Annotated in this window: 13 protein-coding genes; 7 read left to right on the top strand and 6 right to left on the bottom strand. The window is 74.6% G+C overall.

Annotation, left to right across the window (positions count from 1 at the left end):
• Positions 1-111 precede the first annotated feature (111 nt).
• Positions 112-708, top strand: coding sequence for a histidine phosphatase family protein (locus ACSIH6_RS12435; protein ID WP_435108409.1), 597 nt, complete (start codon positions 112-114; stop codon positions 706-708).
• 156 nt (positions 709-864) lie between these two features.
• Positions 865-2,238, top strand: coding sequence for an SLC13 family permease (locus ACSIH6_RS12440; RefSeq protein ID WP_435108410.1), 1,374 nt, complete (start codon positions 865-867; stop codon positions 2,236-2,238).
• A gap of 223 nt (positions 2,239-2,461) precedes the next feature.
• On the opposite strand, the gene ACSIH6_RS12445 is transcribed toward ACSIH6_RS12440, so the two are convergent.
• On the bottom strand, positions 2,462-3,166 hold the full coding sequence (locus ACSIH6_RS12445) for a FadR/GntR family transcriptional regulator (protein WP_435108411.1): 705 nt from the start codon (positions 3,164-3,166) through the stop codon (positions 2,462-2,464).
• 198 nt (positions 3,167-3,364) lie between these two features.
• Between ACSIH6_RS12445 and ACSIH6_RS12450 the strand changes: the two genes are divergently transcribed.
• Genes ACSIH6_RS12450 through ACSIH6_RS12460 form a run of 3 tightly spaced genes read left to right on the top strand, consistent with a single transcriptional unit; the run spans position 3,365 to position 6,421 of the window.
• Positions 3,365-4,858, top strand: coding sequence for a carboxyl transferase domain-containing protein (locus tag ACSIH6_RS12450; protein ID WP_435108412.1), 1,494 nt, complete (start codon positions 3,365-3,367; stop codon positions 4,856-4,858).
• Between the two features lie 59 nt (positions 4,859-4,917).
• On the top strand, positions 4,918-6,120 hold the full coding sequence (locus ACSIH6_RS12455; RefSeq protein WP_435108413.1) for a CaiB/BaiF CoA transferase family protein: 1,203 nt from the start codon (positions 4,918-4,920) through the stop codon (positions 6,118-6,120).
• A gap of 13 nt (positions 6,121-6,133) precedes the next feature.
• Complete coding sequence (locus tag ACSIH6_RS12460; protein WP_435108414.1) at positions 6,134-6,421, top strand: hypothetical protein; 288 nt, start codon at positions 6,134-6,136, stop codon at positions 6,419-6,421.
• Positions 6,422-6,670: 249 nt separating this feature from the next.
• On the opposite strand, the gene ACSIH6_RS12465 is transcribed toward ACSIH6_RS12460, so the two are convergent.
• A complete protein-coding gene (locus ACSIH6_RS12465; protein WP_435108415.1) occupies positions 6,671-8,524 on the bottom strand; it encodes a PD-(D/E)XK nuclease family protein in 1,854 nt (617 codons plus the stop codon).
• Positions 8,525-8,754: 230 nt separating this feature from the next.
• Here ACSIH6_RS12465 and ACSIH6_RS12470 point away from each other — a divergent pair, with 230 nt between their 5' ends.
• A complete protein-coding gene (locus tag ACSIH6_RS12470; RefSeq protein WP_061081644.1) occupies positions 8,755-9,210 on the top strand; it encodes a GNAT family N-acetyltransferase in 456 nt (151 codons plus the stop codon).
• A 54-nt stretch (positions 9,211-9,264) separates the two neighbouring features.
• On the opposite strand, the gene ACSIH6_RS12475 is transcribed toward ACSIH6_RS12470, so the two are convergent.
• The 3 genes from ACSIH6_RS12475 to ACSIH6_RS12485 form a co-directional block, all read right to left on the bottom strand.
• The gene (locus ACSIH6_RS12475) at positions 9,265-10,833 is read right to left on the bottom strand and encodes a hypothetical protein (RefSeq protein ID WP_435108416.1); all 1,569 of its coding nucleotides are present in this window, start codon (positions 10,831-10,833) and stop codon (positions 9,265-9,267) included.
• Positions 10,834-11,043: 210 nt separating this feature from the next.
• Positions 11,044-12,198 (bottom strand): AAA family ATPase, encoded by a 1,155-nt coding sequence (locus tag ACSIH6_RS12480; protein ID WP_435108417.1) that lies wholly within the window; start codon positions 12,196-12,198, stop codon positions 11,044-11,046.
• Entirely contained in the window at positions 12,182-12,967 is a 786-nt protein-coding gene (locus ACSIH6_RS12485) for an RNA ligase family protein (RefSeq protein WP_435108418.1), read from the bottom strand. The genes ACSIH6_RS12480 and ACSIH6_RS12485 overlap by 17 nt, the downstream gene beginning before the upstream one ends.
• A 303-nt stretch (positions 12,968-13,270) precedes the next feature.
• On the opposite strand from ACSIH6_RS12485, the gene ACSIH6_RS12490 reads away from it, so the two are divergent.
• Complete coding sequence (locus ACSIH6_RS12490; RefSeq protein WP_435108419.1) at positions 13,271-14,443, top strand: RNA-guided endonuclease InsQ/TnpB family protein; 1,173 nt, start codon at positions 13,271-13,273, stop codon at positions 14,441-14,443.
• A gap of 67 nt (positions 14,444-14,510) precedes the next feature.
• Here the strand turns inward: ACSIH6_RS12490 and ACSIH6_RS12495 are convergent, their stop codons facing one another.
• Positions 14,511-15,848 (bottom strand): DUF2786 domain-containing protein, encoded by a 1,338-nt coding sequence (locus tag ACSIH6_RS12495; RefSeq protein ID WP_435108420.1) that lies wholly within the window; start codon positions 15,846-15,848, stop codon positions 14,511-14,513.
• Positions 15,849-16,075: the final 227 nt, after the last annotated feature.

A 16,075-nucleotide genomic window follows, 5' to 3' on the forward strand; every position in this document is an offset into this window, starting at 1 on the left:
GTGGTCACCCACCGTGCTCCCCGTGCTCTGCCTGGTCGGGAGGCCGCGCGCGGGTCGGCCCCGGCCCGGGTGGAGGAGTTTCCCGCCACCTCCCGGGGCAGGAACAGGGCCATGGGCGACATGGTGCTGATCAGGCACGGGCAGACCGAGTGGAGCCGTACGCGGCGCCACACCGGACTCACCGACATCCCCCTGACCGAGGAGGGGGAACGGCAGGCGCAGGCGCTGCGTCCGCTGCTGGCCACGCGCGACGTCGGACGGGTGGTGACCAGCCCGCTGCGACGGGCCGCGCGCACCGCCGAACTGGCCGGGCTGCGCGTGAGCGAGACCGACCCCGACCTGACCGAGTGGGACTACGGCGGCTACGAGGGGATCACCACCGCCGACATCCAGGTCGGGCGTCCCGGCTGGTACCTGTGGCACGACGGGATCGTGCCGGGCGGTCCCGGGCATCCCGGGGAGAGCGTGGAGGAGGTCGGGGAGCGCGTTGACCGGGTCCTGGAGAGGCTGGCGCCCCTGCTCGACGACGGGGGAGGGGCCGACGTGGTGCTGGTGGCGCACAGCCACGTCCTGCGGGTGCTCACCGCGCGCTGGCTGGGCCTGCCGCCCGCCGCGGGTGCGCTGTTCCGGCTGGAGACGGCCACGGTGAGCACGCTGGGCCGCGAGCACGACCGTCCCGTGCTCACCGCGTGGAACGTGCCGACCTGACGGGCAGCATCCACCGAACACGCCCCGGCCGCCGCAGCACCGGGACCGGGGATCGTGCGACCGGAGGACTTGACAGAAGGCCTAAAGGCCTATTGGCTAGGCCACTAGCCTTATGGCCCAGATCACAGCCCCAACTGTCCCTCTGATCGGTATGTCATGACCCCTCAGTTTCTCACCATCCTCGTCCTCTTGGCGATGTTCGTCATCGCCACCGTCCTGCCGATCAACATCGGCGCGCTGGCCTTCGTCGCGGCCTTCATGGTCGGACTCCTGGTCCTCGGGATGGACGCCGACGCGGTTCTCGGCGGGTTCCCCGCCGACCTGTTCCTCACCCTGGTGGGTGTCACCTACCTCTTCGCCATCGCGAAGAACAACGGGACGATCGACCTGCTCGTCCGCGGCGCCACCCGCATGGTCGGCGGACGGGTGGCCGCCATCCCGTGGATCATGTTCGGCATCTCCGCCGTGCTGACGGGCGTGGGCGCGCTCGGCCCGGCGGCCGTGGCGATCGTCGCGCCGATCGCGCTGAGCTTCGCCGCCCGGTACCGGATCAACCCGCTGCTGATGGGCATGATGGTGGTCCACGGAGCCCAGGGCGGCGGGTTCTCGCCGGTCAGCGTCTACGGCGTGACGGTGAACGGGATCGTCGCCGACAGCGGGCTCTCGGTGTCCCCCCTCACGCTGTTCCTCGGCAGCCTGGTCTTCAACCTGTGCATCGCGTTGGTCCTGTTCGTCTCGCTCGGCGGCAACCGGCTCTTCGGCGTGCGCGCGCACGAGGCCGAGTCCGTCACCGAGGCCGCCCGCACCTCCGGCGGGTCGGGGACCGGATCGGTCGCGCTGGCCACGGGCGGTCCCGCCGACGCCTCCGCCGCGAGCGGGGCGGCTGGGAGCGGGACGGGCGGAAGCGGCGAGGCCGCCTCCGGGCGCACGCCGGTCCGGTTCGAGCAGATCGCCACCCTCGTGGGCATCGTCGCGCTGGGCGTCCTGGCCCTGGGCGTGGGTCTCGACGTCGGCTTCGTCGCCCTGACCGTCAGTGTGGCGCTGGCGCTGATCGCGCCGCAGTCGCAGAAGGACGTGCTCTCCCAGATCAGCTGGTCCACGGTCCTGCTGATCACCGGCATGCTCACCTTCGTCGGCGTCATGGAGAGCGCCGGAACCATCGAGTACGTCGGCGACGGGGCGGCCAGTCTGGGCGCCCCGCTCCTGGTGGCGCTGCTGCTGTGCTACATCGGCGCCGTCGTCTCGGCCTTCGCCTCCTCGACCGCGATCCTGGGCGCGACCATCCCGCTGGCCATCCCGTTCCTGCTCATGGGCGACATCAGCGCGACCGGCGTGATCGTGGCCCTCGCGATCTCCTCCACCATCGTCGACGTCAGCCCGTTCTCCACCAACGGCGCCCTGGTGCTGGCCAACGCGACCGGGGTGGACCCGACCCGCTTCTACCGCCAGATGCTCGTCTACAGCGGCATCGTGGTGGTCGTGGGACCGCTGGTCGCCTGGGGTGTGCTGGTGGTGCCGGGGCTGCTGTGACGTCAGTGCCTTTGTGACGACAGTGCCTTCGTGACGACAGTGCCTTTCGGGGGACAGCCGGGGGCCGCTGGGGGCCGCCCGTGACCCGGGGGCGTGAGGGGTCCGGCCTTCCGGACCCCTCCGCGCGTACCGACATTCGTTCCCGTCGCCCTGCCCCGGACTGAGGGCCGGGGTAGGGCGACCAGCTGGTCCGAAGGCCTGACCTGTGAGCCGCTAAGCCACTTCAGGGGACGGCCGGAGCGTCCCCGTTGACGGCGGAGACCAGCACGAGGTGGTCGCGCATCGCGTCGGCCGCCGCCTTGGGGTCGCCCGAGCGGATGGCGGAGGCGATGCGCTCGTGCCCGTCGAGCGAGGCCCGGGGGCGGTCCGGCTGCGACAGCGACTCCAGGCGGGTCTCCCGGATCATCGGGGCGATCTCGTTCATCATCCGCGCCAGCAGGCGCGAGCGCGCGGCGGTGGTGATCGCCGCGTGGAAGCGCTCGTCGCCGGTGACCCCGCGGTCGCCGTTGGCCACCTCCTGGCGCATCAGGTCCAGGGCGGCGTCGATCGCGACCAGGTCCTCGGGTGTGCGGCGCGCGGCGGCCAGCTCCGTCAGCTTGACCTCCAGCGCCTGCCGGGCCTCGATGATCTCCGCGCGCCGGTTGGCCCGGTCGCGCAGAAGGGCGAGGACTCCCTGCTCGGAGACGGTCTGGCGGATGATCGCGCCGTCGCCGTGCCGCACCTCGATGACCCCCTGGACCTCCAGCGCCACCAGCGCCTGGCTCACCGAGGCCCGGCTCACCTCCAGTGCGACGGCCAGCTCGCGCTCGGGTGGGAGCCGGTCGCCCACGCCCAGACCGGCGTCCCGCATGTGTTCCACGAGACGCTCCACGAGCTGCTCGTACAGGCGCGGGCGCGCCGGGGGCCGGGGTCGGGGCTTGGTAGGCACGCTCGCTGGCTCCTGATCCTCGGATCTGACTGCGGTGAGGGACTTCCAGGCTAGAGCATCCGGCCGACGGGCTCTCGGGACCGGCGTGGTGGACGCCCTCCCGGATCGGGCGCGCCGGGGACTTCACAAAACGTGTGGTTTCGTGCCACTCTGACGTGAGGCCTAGTGGCCTAGCCACTGAACCATTTGGAGGTTGCTGTGGAGACCCGCGACACCGCCCGGGAGCTTTTGGACCGCACGCTCGACGCGGGATCCCATGTCTCCTGGGACGAGGCGCCCCTGGACGTGGACCCCGACCCCGCCTACGCCGACGCGCTCGCCCGGGCGCGGGCCGCCACCGGGTGCGACGAGGCGGTCCTGACGGGGGAGGGGCGGCTGCACGGCCACCGCGTCGCCGTCGTGGCCAGCGAGTTCGGCTTCCTCGCCGGGTCCGTGGGGCTCGCCGCCGCCGGGCGCATCGTCGCCGCCGTCGAACGCGCCACCGCCGAGCGGCTCCCCCTGCTCGCCGCACCGGCCTCGGGCGGCACCCGCATGCAGGAGGGCACCCCCGCCTTCGTGGCCATGGCGGCGATCACCGCCGCCGTCACCGCGCACAAGGCCGCCGGACTGCCCTACCTCGTCTACCTGCGCCACCCCACCACCGGGGGAGTCCTGGCCTCGTGGGGATCGCTCGGCCACCTCACCGCCGCCGAACCCGGAGCGCTCGTCGGCTTCCTGGGCCCCCGTGTCTACGAGGCGCTGCACGGCACACCGTTCCCCGAGGGCGTCCAGCGCGCGGAGAACCTCCAGCGGCACGGCCTCGTCGACGCCGTCCTGGACCCCGCGCAGGTCAGGGATGCCGCAGGGCTCACCCTCGACGTCCTGCTCGACCGCCCGGCCGCCGCCACGCCCCCGCCGCCGTCCGCCGAACCCGACTCCCGCACCCCCGTCTGGGACTCGGTCACCCGCTCCCGCCGCAAGGAGCGCCCGGGCGTGCGCGAACTGCTCCGCCACGCGGCCAGCCACGTGGTGCGCCTCCGCGGCAGCGGCGAGGGCGAGGCCTCTCCCGCTCTGGTCACCGCGCTGGCCCGGTTCGGCGGCAGGCCCTGCGTCCTGGTCGGCCAGGACCGCTCCCGCCAGAGCGCCGAACAGCCCATGGGACCGGACGCGCTGCGCGAGGCCCGTCGGGGCATGCGCCTGGCCGCCGAACTGCGGCTGCCCCTGGTCACCGTCATCGACACCCCCGGTGCCGCGCTCTCCGCGGAGGCCGAGGAGCGGGGGACGGCCGGTCAGATCGCCCGCTGCCTGGCCGAGATGACCTCGCTGGCCGCCCCCACGGTCTCGGTCCTGCTGGGGGAGGGCACCGGCGGAGGCGCGATCGCCCTCCTGCCCGCCGACCGCGTCCTGTGCGCCCAGCACGCCTGGCTCGCCCCGCTGCCGCCCGAGGGGGCCAGCGCGATCGTCCACCGCACCCCCGACCGCGCCGGGGAACTGGCCGAGGCCCAGGGCATCGGCTCCGCCGACCTGCGCGCCCGCGGGCTCGTGGACCGTGTGGTCCCCGAGCTCGGCGACGCGGCCGACGAGGACGACGCGTTCTGCGCGCGCATGGGCGAGGCGATCGCCCGCGAACTCGCCGCGGTGCAGCCACGCGGGGCCGCCGAACCGCCCGCCGGACGCGCCGCGCGCTACCGCCGCCTGTGCGCCGCGGGCTGAACGCGCACCACCCGGATCACCAACACCAGATCAGTACCAAGCACCAGGAGGTAGGGAACGTGGACCGCTCGCAAGGGCCGCTCAAGGGGATCGTGGTCATCGATCTGTCACGGGCGCTGGCCGGACCGCACGCGGCCATGCTGCTGGGAGACCTCGGCGCGCGGGTGATCAAGGTCGAGCAGCCCGGCAGGGGAGACGAGACGCGCGGGTGGGGCCCGCCGTTCGTCGGACCGGAGGAGGAGCGCATCAGCACCTACTTCCTGTCCTGCAACCGCAACAAGGAGTCCATCGAACTGGACCTGAAGTCCGACGACGGCGCGGAGCAGCTGACCCGGCTCGTGCGCGCCGCCGACGTCCTGGTGGAGAACTTCCGCCCCGGAGTCCTGGACCGGCTCGGGTTCCCCGCCAGCCGCCTGGAGGAGCTCAACCCCCGCCTGGTGGTCTGCTCCATCAGCGGGTTCGGCCACGACGGCCCCGAGGGCGGACGGGCGGGCTACGACCAGATCGCCCAGGGCGAGGCCGGTCTGATGAGCCTGACCGGTCCCTCGCCCAAGGAACCGACCAAGACGGGCGTGGCCATCGGCGACCTGCTGGCGGGGATGAACGGCGCCCAGGGCGTGCTCGCCGCGCTCCTGGAGCGGGAGCGCACCGGGCGCGGCCGGGTGGTGCGCACCTCGCTGCTGTCCTCGATCGTGGGCGTGCACGCCTTCCAGGGGACCCGGTGGACGGTCGGGCGCGAGGTGCCCACCGCCCTGGGCAACCAGCACCCCTCCATCGCCCCCTACGGGGCCTTCGCCTGCATGGACGGCATGCTCCAGGTGGCGGTGGGCGGCGAGGCGCAGTGGGAGCGCTTCGCCGGCCTGCTCGGCCTGGACCCCCGCGACCCCAGGTTCGGCGACAACGCCTCCCGGGTGGAGCACCGCGAGGAGCTGATCGCCGAGGTGGAGGCGGTGTTGGGCCAGGGCACGCGCGACGAGTGGCTGCGCCGGATCGGTGAGGTGGGGGTGCCCTGCGGGGCGGTGCGCACCATCGACCAGGTCTACGAGTGGGAGCAGACGCGCTCCCAGGGGTTGCTGTTGGAGGTGGAGCACCCCGTGCTCGGTCCGATCGAGCTGCCGGGATCCGCGCTGCGCTTCGACCCCGTGGCCGACGGGGCGCCGCAGTCCCCGGGGGCGGGCCACCTGCCGCCGCCAGCCCTGGGCGAGCACAACGACGCGGTGCGGGCCTGGCTCGACGAGGTCGAGGCCCGACCGGCCGGGTAGCCCGTGCACCGACATGCACCTTCCGGAGACTGGCGAGGCAGCCCGGTTCGGTTCACCGGAGCAGGCCGGGTTCCCGCACGGTCAGCGCCGCACCGCCGACTCCCTGGTCGCGACCCTCGCGACCCTCGCGACGCGCGCGGGGATGCTGGTCATGCCGGAACAGGAACGGGCGGCCACGCTGGACCGTATCCGCGCGTTCCTCGCCAGCAGGCCGGAGACCGCCCACGGCGAGTTCACCCTCCCGCTGCTGACCAGTGTGCTGCGCGTCCGACGACTGTGCATTCCATGGCCCACTCGGTGACGGACACTCATCGCGTCGATCGGCGTCGCGAGCCGATGCGCCTGTAGACCAGGATCGTGACCAACGTGCCTGGAGGTGGCGGTGTCGTCCGACTCGGACGGATGCTCAGCAACCGCAGACAACCCTGGACGCGCGCGCCGAGCACGCCGCCTCCTCCCCGCACGCCCACGCCGGGCGCACCGGCGGCCTGATCCGGGGGAGGGGCGCGCACGGGTCCGGGACCGGCACCGCTTTGCCGGTCCCGGGCCCCTACACCCGGACCCCTGTACCCGGGGAGCGGAACGCGCCGGGGACGCCGGTCGCCGGGCACCAGCGCCGGTAGGGGCAGTCCCGGCAGGCCTCGCCCGGGGCGGGCGGGTGGGAGATGTCGTCGTACCAGGGCCCGGCGAGCTCGTGCACCACCTGTCTGGCCACGGCCCGGACCCGTGCCGATCCGGGGTCCAGCGACCGTACGGACGCGCCCCGGGGACTGAGGACCTCCAGTTCCACGGCCGAGTCCGGGCCTGCGGGCAGGGCGCCGCAGGCGAAGAGCCCCACCGCCAGGGCCAGCCGGGGCTCCGCGGCCAGCAGCGCCTCCTCGTCCCCGGAGAGCGCGTTCCCGCCTCGGGAGGGCGCCGCACTCCCGCGCGGTTTAGGTGTGCCGTCGTCCCGGGGCGGCGGACCTTCGCCCGGGGAGGGCGGGGCCTCCACCGGAGGGGATCCGTCCCCTGGCGGGGCTGGCGCGCCGTCGGTCGTGGTGACGGCGCGGTAGACCCAGGACCGGCCCCGGTGGTGGAGCACCTCGGCCCTGGCCAGGACCAGGACGTCGGCCCGCGTGTCGTCGGCGGCCAGCGTGTGGCCCACCCGCACGTGGCTGCCCGAGGCCAGCCCGCGCAGCGGGCAGACCCCGACGTGCGCGGCGATCATCGCGGCTCCCCGACGGGCCTGCCCACCCTCCAGCCGTCGTCCCCCGGCGGACCAGGACGAGTGGTCCCCGGGCAGGTCCCCGGCCGCGCAGGGCCGTCGGGGCAGGCGCCGGTGCAGCAGCTCCAGCCAGGCACGCACGGCGCGGTCGCGCCGCAGCGGCGCCGGTTCGGTGTCGGGATCCGCGGGCAGGCCCAGGGCGTGGAAGTGCGCCCGGGCGGGACAGCCCCGGTGGCGCAACCCCAGGGAGACCGACCAGGACCGCCGGGGCCACGGCCCGCCGCGCGGGCCGAGCAGCCCCGGCGCGCGCGGCAGCCGACCGCAGCCGCAGCGCCCCGCACAGGCCAGGCAGTCCCCGCCGGGGGAGCGGGCCCCGCCCACCAGGGCCGAGCGCAGCCCCTCACGGCCCGCCGAGGCGAAGGCCTCCCCGGCTTCGGCGGCGGAACCGTCGTAGAGGACGGCGGTGGAGGAGTCCAGACAGGAGGCCTCCACCACGCGTACCCGGTCCGGCGGCCCGGCGTCGGCGCCGCCGCGGTGCCCGCGCATCGGATAGGGGGTACCGCCCCGGTACCGCCCGGGGCGAGCCGCGCAGGCGTCGCGGTCCACCGGCGTCCCGGTGGCGAGCACGTACGCGGCCACCGCCACCTCCGCCCGGGAGCGGGTCCCCTCCCCGGCCGCGCCCGTGACGGGGATGCGCAGCTCCCGCACCCGGTCCGGTCCCCGCGCATAGGTGTACCTGCGACCCCGGGCGCATACCTCGTAGGGCCGGGAGTTCGGGGACCCGGGCACGGGCAGGTACTGGCGGACCCAGAAGTCGAACACCGGCGCGCGGTGGAGGCCGCCGCGCCCGCCGTCCCCGGCCAGGGCCTCCAGGTAGCACCGCGCGGCGTGCCGGACCCAGACCAGCAGCCCCGCGTGCGGCGGCGCGAGTCGCCCGCCGGGGAGGACACGGCCCGGCCCTCCCGGCGCGGGCAGGTGCGCGCAGGCCTCCTCCAGCGCCATGCCCGCGTGCTCGACCAGGTCCAGGACGGCGTCCAGAAGCGCCCCGGGTGTGTCGTGCGACGGGGGGTCCGCGCCGAGGGACAGGTCGGCGCTGATCCGGCGGTGCGCCGGACATCCTCCCGCGGCCAGCGCCGCGGAGCCGCTGAAGACGCGGACGGTCGGTATCGGAACGGGGTCCCCGGTGGTGTGGTCGGGCATGAGTGCCTCCCCTCACCAGAAGGGTGGCACGATCGGGGCCGCGCCGCCGGAGGCCTGTGGACAACTCCGTCCAGGACGTTCGGCGTGTCCCGAGCGGGGGATAAACCTCCGTAAAGAGTCACTCACGGTGATGTTTTCGACGCTCCGGGTGGTGCGGCGATCAACGGTGGGGAGCCCTCCCATCATGTTGAATGACGTCCATGATCGTGCGTCGAGTACTTCCCGATGAGATGAACGCCGTCAGTGAGCTGCGCGTGACGGCCTACACGGCCGATGGCCTCCTGGACGTGAACCCGGCCTACGTCGAGACGCTCCGGCTCCTGGGGACGGACGGCCGCGGCGAGATCCTGGTCGCCGCCGACGAGGACCGGCTCCTGGGGACGGCCATGTTCGAGCCCTGGTCGCCGGAGAGCGAGATCGCCCGCAACGCCGACGAGGCCGAGATCCGTGCCTTCGCCGTCGCTCCCGAGGCGCGGGGGCGTGGCGTGGGGCGCGACCTGGTCAACGCGCTCGTCGACCGAGCCCGCGAGGAGGGGGTGTCCCGGCTGCTGCTGTCCACGCTGCCCGAGATGGTCGCGGCCCAGTACGTCTACCGCGCCCGCGGTTTCGAGCGGGTGCCCGAGCGCGACTGGGTTCCGGTGCCCGGCGTCGAGATGCTCGCCTACCAACTGGTCGTCAAGGCCTGAGTCCGCGCTCGCCCGTTCTCCCGCCCCGGGCGGGGGCGGGGCGGGGAACACCGCTCAGGGGGTGACCGGGGCGGGGCGCACCCGCCGCGCGGCCTCGGCCAGGGGCGCGCCCAGCGCCCCCTCCGCCAGCAGGTCCAGCACGGTGTCCGAGGCCGGGTGGCCCGTCAGCCACACGGCACGGACGAACCCCTCCGCGCATCCGGCGTACCTGTCCCGGTCCCGGCGGGGAAGGGGCCCGCCGCCCTCCAGCAGGATCGCGTAGTCGTCCAGCACCGCCCAGACCTCCTGGTGCGATGTGGGCGTCCCGGCGGCCCCGCCGCGCAGCCGCCGTGCCCACCCGCCCAGGACGGGGTGGTGCACGTACAGCCCCAGCACCGGACCCAGGTCCTCGTCCAGCCCGGCGAGCACCCGGGCCACCCGCTCCCGCAGGCGCCAGGAACCGGGGGCGTCGCAGGCCTCCAACAGACCGCACACCGCGCTCTCGGTGTCGCGGGCGGCCACCCACCGCTCCAGCAGGCCCTCGGCGTCCACCGGGCGGCCCCGCTCCACCAGGGCGAGCACCCGCTCGGCGTCCATCCCGGACACGGGCGGGGCCACCGCGACGTCGGCCCCCGACTGGCGCAGCTGGCGCACCATGAAGTGGTCGCCGAGACCGGTGACGCGGAACCGGCCGCCGCCGACCCCGCGGACCGCGCCGAGGCCGTCCAGGGCCTCCAGGACCTGGCGCACGTGTTCCACGGGGTCCTCCCCGCGCAGGGCGATCCCGGGCCCGTACACGGCCACCAGCTGCGCGGGCGTGCGCGCGTCCCCGTGCACGAACAGATCGGTCAGCAGCAGGAACGCCGTGACCCCGCGCAGGTCGGTCATGGTCAGCAGGGCGTCGGCCCAGGCGTCGGCGGCCGTCCCCGGCACACCGTCCCACCAGTTCCGCGCCGCCCGGCCCGGCAGCACCCGGGTGTAGGTGGTGCGCAGCAGTCCCGCGTCCCTGGCCACGGCGAACAGCGCGGGTACCCTCCCGGGCGCGATCCCCAGGTCGGCGGACGCCCCGGCGGCGTCGTCCGGGGTGAGGGCGTCGCCCCCCTCGGCGCGCAGGGGCCTGCCCCCGCCCGCCCACGCCGCCAGCCGCGCGGCGTCGGACAGGGGGCGGCACCGGCGCGCCGCCGCGTCCAGGTCGGCCGGGTCCGCCGGGACGACCGTCGGCAGCGCCTCGGGTCCGCCGTCCGCGCCGACGCCGAGCCGGTCCAGGAGCGGCAGGACGGCCCCCTCGGTCCGGTCCTCGGGCGGCGGCGGACCGCCGGGGGCGAGGTCGACCGTGGCGATGGCGGCGCGCAGGCGGCGCGGGCTCTCCGCGGACAGCAGCCGACCCTGGTCGACCAGGAAGTCGCACCAGGTCAGCCAGGTGTCCCTGAGACTGTTGGGCACCCGGTCCCAGTCGCGGACGGTACGGGCGATGTCGTGGACGTCGGCGGTGGACCAGTCCCCGGGGTCGGGCGCGCCGGCGTCCAGGTGGGCGGTCAGCAGGAAGAGCAGGCTGTCGGTGTCCAGGACGGGACGTGGTTCGACCGTCCCGGCCCAGTCCAGACACGCGTGCACGGCGGAGTAGACGCGCTCGGTCATTGCCATACCACCCAAAGTGCCGCGAGTCGCTGAAACGGCATCAGGCTAGCCGCGGCGTGCGGGCCCGCGAGGGAAAACGCCGAAATCGCTCCCATCCCAGGTGGAGACCGCCCGAAGCGGGGGAGGAGACCGCCTCCGCGTGCCGAAGCACGGGCCCGAGGCCTCTCGGACCCGCGGGGCCCCGACATCCGGCCCGGCGGAGGCGTAGCCGGGTGCTCAGGCGTTGGTCCACCGGACGAGCCGGTGCGCCTCGGTCGGGTCAGGGCACTCCCAGCGCCGCACCAGGCGCTCCACGGCGGCGGCCGGGACCGGCGCCCGCCTGCGGTCCAGACGGTCCCGCAGCACCCGGGGCGGGGCCTCGACGGAGACGATCTCCACGCGCGCCCGGTAGGCGGCCGCCAGATCCACGCACTGGTCGCGCAGCGACCGCGAGACGTTGGTGGCGTTCCACACGAACGACCGCCCCGCGCGCAGGTGCTCGCGTGCGCGCGCGTACGCGGCCGCCGCCACCGGGCGCTGGTCGGCGGTCGGGCGCACGCCCAGCTCGGCGCGCAGCGCGTCCAGGCTCACCACCGGCACGCCCGGCCGCTCGCGCGCGATCCAGGTGTCCTTGCCCGCACCCGGCAGCCCCGACATGACGGTCACCGTCATCCGGGTGTCGTCGTGGGCGGCGTAGTCCGGGTCGCGGTCGGGCCTGCGGAAGAACCAGAACCGGGCGTGGTCGGAGGGGAACTCCCTCGGCCGGTCCAGGCACCGCTGCTCCTGGCAGTACTCGCCGTACAGCCCGACGTTCTCCAGGACCTCCGCGGTGTCGCCGCAGCGGCGGCCCAGGATGTCGGCGGTGGCCAGGAGCACCAGGTCGTCGTTGCGCGCCACCAGGCTCACCCGGAACGCGATACGGCGCAGGTCCGGGCGCTCCAGCGCCCAGAACGGCACCTGGTGGTGGCGCACCAGGGCCGCCACGTGCTCGCGCCACCGCACCGCCTCCAGCGGCGAGGCGGCGGCCCCGGGCTCGGCCGCGGCCTCCCACAGCAGCCGCCGCGCCAGGAGGTCCCCGCGCCGCGAGTGGCCGTGCGCGGTGACCCGGCCGTCCTCCTCACGGCGGGTGCACAGCGGTTTGGCGACGTCGTGCAGCAGCACGGCGGCGAACAGCCGCGTGCGGTCCGCGGCGGAGCGGGACCGCCACGCGGGCAGCCCGGCCAGTGCCTCGCACGCCATCCGGGTGTGCGTCTCCACGTCCCCCTCGGCGTGGTGCACCGGGTCCTGCTCCACCCCGGCCAGGTCGCGCACCCACGGGAGGGCCTCCCGCACCCGCGCCCAGTCCAGCTCCCAGCGCGGCGGCGCCGGGCACAGCTCAGCGAACACCCGCATAGAGCACCTCCGGATCGGCCAGCCCGTTCGCGATCAGCGGCCGGTCCAGCCAGTGCGTGCCCGAGTCCAGGACGGCGGAGGTGAACCCCGGGCGCACCCACTTGTACCGGTCCACCGTCCGGTCGCCCTCCTCGACCTTGACGTAGAGCCCCTCCATGAGGTTGGAGCCGTCGCTCTCGGCCAGGGCGCGGCCGGGGTCGGCGCCCGCCGCTCCCGCCGCCTCGGCCAGGGCCCCGCGCCAGCCGGGGGTGCGGCAGGTGGAGGGGCCCACCAGGCGGGTCAGGTCCGCCAACCGCTCCAGAGGGCCGGTGTGGAGCACGGGCACCGACACCACAGGGGCGCCCTCCAGCAGCTCCCGGCGGCGCGGCGTGGACAGGAACGCGTCCTCGCGGGTGTCGAGGACGTCGAACTCGCAGAACAGGTGCGGCAGCGCGTCGTAGAACACGGTGTGCTTGGCGTACAGCCACTCCCCGTACAGCACGTACCGCTCGCCCAGGCGCGGCCGCAGCAGCGGTGCCACGGTCGCCGCCCAGGCCTTGAACGGGGCGAAGTGCCGCTCGCGGGGCCCGCCGGTGAGGTAGTGGCCCCGGCTCTGGAGGCGCGGCTCGCCGCCGGGGCCGAAGCTGATCCCGGCGTTGGCGCCGTCCAGCTTCTCCTCCACCACCAGGTGCCGCCCGGCCAGCGCGGAGAAGGGCACGGCCGTCAGGTCGTGGTCGCCCGTCTGGAGGCGGGAGCCCCGGATGTGCCGGGTCCGCGGGTACTTGCGCATGGCCACGGTTGTACCGGTTCGTCCGGTCGCGCGGCCACCGGTTTTCGCCGCCTCGGCCGCCCTGAGGGGCCGGTCTTCCCGTGTCGGTCGCACCAGTCGCCTCAGCCGCCTCGGCCGCTCGGTCTGCTCCGACGGCACCGGCCTTCCGTCAGCCCCCCAAGGGGCAGGGCTCAGCTTTGCTTTGGCGAGGAACCCCGGAGCTCCAGCCCCGGGAGAAATCGCCGCGCAGCCCCCACCAACCCACTGGTGATGGGGGTCACAACGGACCGCTTTGGCTGCGCTGCGTCACTGAACGGGTGCACGATGGTGAGCGTGTCGAAGATCGTCGTGCAGCTCAAGCTCACGCCGTCTCCCGAGCAGGCGGCGGTGTTGGAAGCGACCCTGTGCGCGCTCAACGACCACGCCACCTGGGTGGCGAAGATAGCCCACGAACGCGGGGTGACGCGCAACTACGAACTGCGCAAACACACCTACCAGCAGTTGCGCGAGGCCGGGGTGGGATCGCAGACGGCCCAGCACACCATCAAGAAGGTGTGCGATGCCTACCGCACCCGCCGGTCCAACCTGAACAACGGCAACTACGGACCGAAGGGATCGGCCCGCCGGAAGCGGATCGAGTCCACACCCCTCACCTTCCGCACCGACTCGGCGCACCCCTACGACGCACGCAACCTGTCCTTCGCCCTGGACACCCGCACGATCTCGCTGTGGACCTTCCAGGGCCGGTTGAAGGACATACCGTTCACCGGCTCCCCCGACCAGATCAAGACGCTGGCCGAGCACAAGCGCGGTGAGGCCGACCTGCTCTGCCGCGACGGTGCCTGGTTCCTCGCGGTGACCGTCGAGGTGCCCGACACTCCCGAGATCGAGCCCGACTCCTTTCTCGGGGTGGATCTGGGCATCGTCAACATCGCCACCACCTCCGACGGTCAAGTCATGGCCGGGCGCCAGATCAACCGGTACCGCCGCCGCCAGCTCAGGCTGCGCCAGAAGTTGCAGGCCAAGGGCACCCGCTCCGCCAAGCGCCTGCTCAACAAGCGCCGCCGTAAAGAAGCGCGGCATGCCAAGGACACCAACCACCGCATCTCCAAACGCATCGTGGCCGAGGCCGAACGCACCGGGCGCGGTATCTCCCTGGAAGACCTCAAGGGAATCCGCACCCGGGTACGGCAACGCAGGCCCCAACGGGTCACGCTGCACTCCTGGTCCTTCCACCAACTGGGCGCCTTCATCGCCTACAAGGCCCGCCTGAAGGGGGTGCCGGTGGTGTTCGTGGACCCGGCGTACACGTCGCAGACGTGCGCTGGGTGTGGCCACATGGACCACAGGAACCGGGTCGCACAGGCCACCTTCATCTGTCGGAGCTGCGGTGTCGTTGCGCACGCGGACCGCAATGCTTCCGCCAACATCGCCGCTCGCGGTCGTGTGGTGTGGAATGCGGGGCGGAAGTCACACGTCCCACCCGACCACCCCTAGGTTGTCGGGTCAGACGCGGTGGGCTCCCTCGCACCCAGCGGGGTGGTTCAACCGCACGCTCGGTCCTTCAGGGCCGAGAAGCTGACCGGTCCGCGACGCGGCGGTGCGCGCCCAGCGACGCGGCGTCGGCCGCCGCCAGACCCTCGTACCAGCCGTCCTCACTGGCGGGTCCGCGCACCCGCGAGTAGGTCAGTTCGCCGAAGGCCTCGGCCACGGCCGCCTCCACCTCGCGCTCGCGCGCGGCGAACACCGGAACCAGGTCCGTCCCCGTCTCGGCCGCGGCGGCCTCCTCGGCGGCGCGCGCCGACTCCACCAGCCGCTCGCCCACCCGCACCGCGAACGCGGACATGAACGAGGCGCGAAAGGCCTTGCCCGCCGCCCTGCCGGACCGGTCGCGCACCGAACCGCTGGCCCGCATCGCCGTCTCGGCCTGCACCAGCAGCGACGTGAACATCAGGTCCACCGCCTCCACGTCCCCGGGGAAGCCCATCACCGTGCACAGCCCCAGCTCCCGGTCCCACACGGCCCGGCAGTGGTTGGCCTCGGCGACCTCGTGCAGCAGCACCGCCTTGTGCTCGTCGTAGGGGGCGTCCACCGGGAGCCGCCGCCCCGAGGCCGCCTCCGACGCCTGCCCGGGCTCCTCGGCCAGCAGGGCGCGATCGATGCTGTGCCGGGCCATCAGCTCCTGCGCGCGGGCGCTCAGCGCCTCCGCCTCGCTGGGGAACTCCGTGGACTCGGCCTTGGCCAGCAGCGCGCGCACGCGGGCGAGCTTGCCCTGGTCCACCGCCTCCGCGGTCCGCGCGGCCCCCTCCGGCCGCGGACGGAACGTCCCCGGCGGCGGGCACAGCCGGTGCACCGGCGGCAGCACGCGCAGCGCGGCCAGCAGCCGCAGCGCCGTCTCCACCGCCTCGAAGCGCAGCAGTCCGTGCTCGGCGCCCACGTGCGCCAGGTAGGCCCCGGCTCCGTCCCAGGACGGGGAAGCCCCCAGCTCGCGCACCTGCGCGGTCCAGCGCGGGTCCACCGCGGCGGGGGAGTGGCGGTCCAGGTCGGCCGCCACCGCGTCGGCGCACACCGCCGCCGCCACCGGGTCCAGCGCGCGGCCCGCCTGGCGGACCGTCTCGGCGGGCTGCCACCCGCGCGCCCACGCCGAGGCCACCCCCGCCAGCAGGGCGTCGCGGACGGCGCGATCCGCCGCCCCGGCCCACGCCGGGTCCTCGGAGTCGGCCAGCCGCGCGGCGGCCAGGTCCACGCCGCCGCCCTCCCGGCCGAGCACCAGCGCGTCGACCGCCTCCGAGACCACCCGTTCGGGGGAGTCCCCGGGCGCGGGACCGGCCCAGGGCTCGGCGCCCCGGCCAGCCGCCTGGCGACCGCCGCCGCGCTGTCGGCCGCGACCCTTCTTCCCCACGTGGTCCTCCGTTCGGTGGTGGTGCGAGACCAGCAGGCCATCCTACCGACCGGCGGGTCCGCGGCGGGCGGGCGTGAGTCCCGGAGGGCGGTGGCGGGGGACACCCCCGGCCGGAGGGAGGAAGGAGCACGAACGTCACCGGTGCGGCGACACCGGCTCCTCTGGGCTCCGTGACGGGTAATCCCGTCTTGGCCCTCCGTGGCACCGGGTGCCCTGTCCGGAAAGGC

The sequence above is a fragment of the Nocardiopsis synnemataformans genome (genome assembly GCF_965343085.1).
GTDB classification, from domain to species: Bacteria; Actinomycetota; Actinomycetes; order Streptosporangiales; family Streptosporangiaceae; genus Nocardiopsis; species Nocardiopsis alborubida.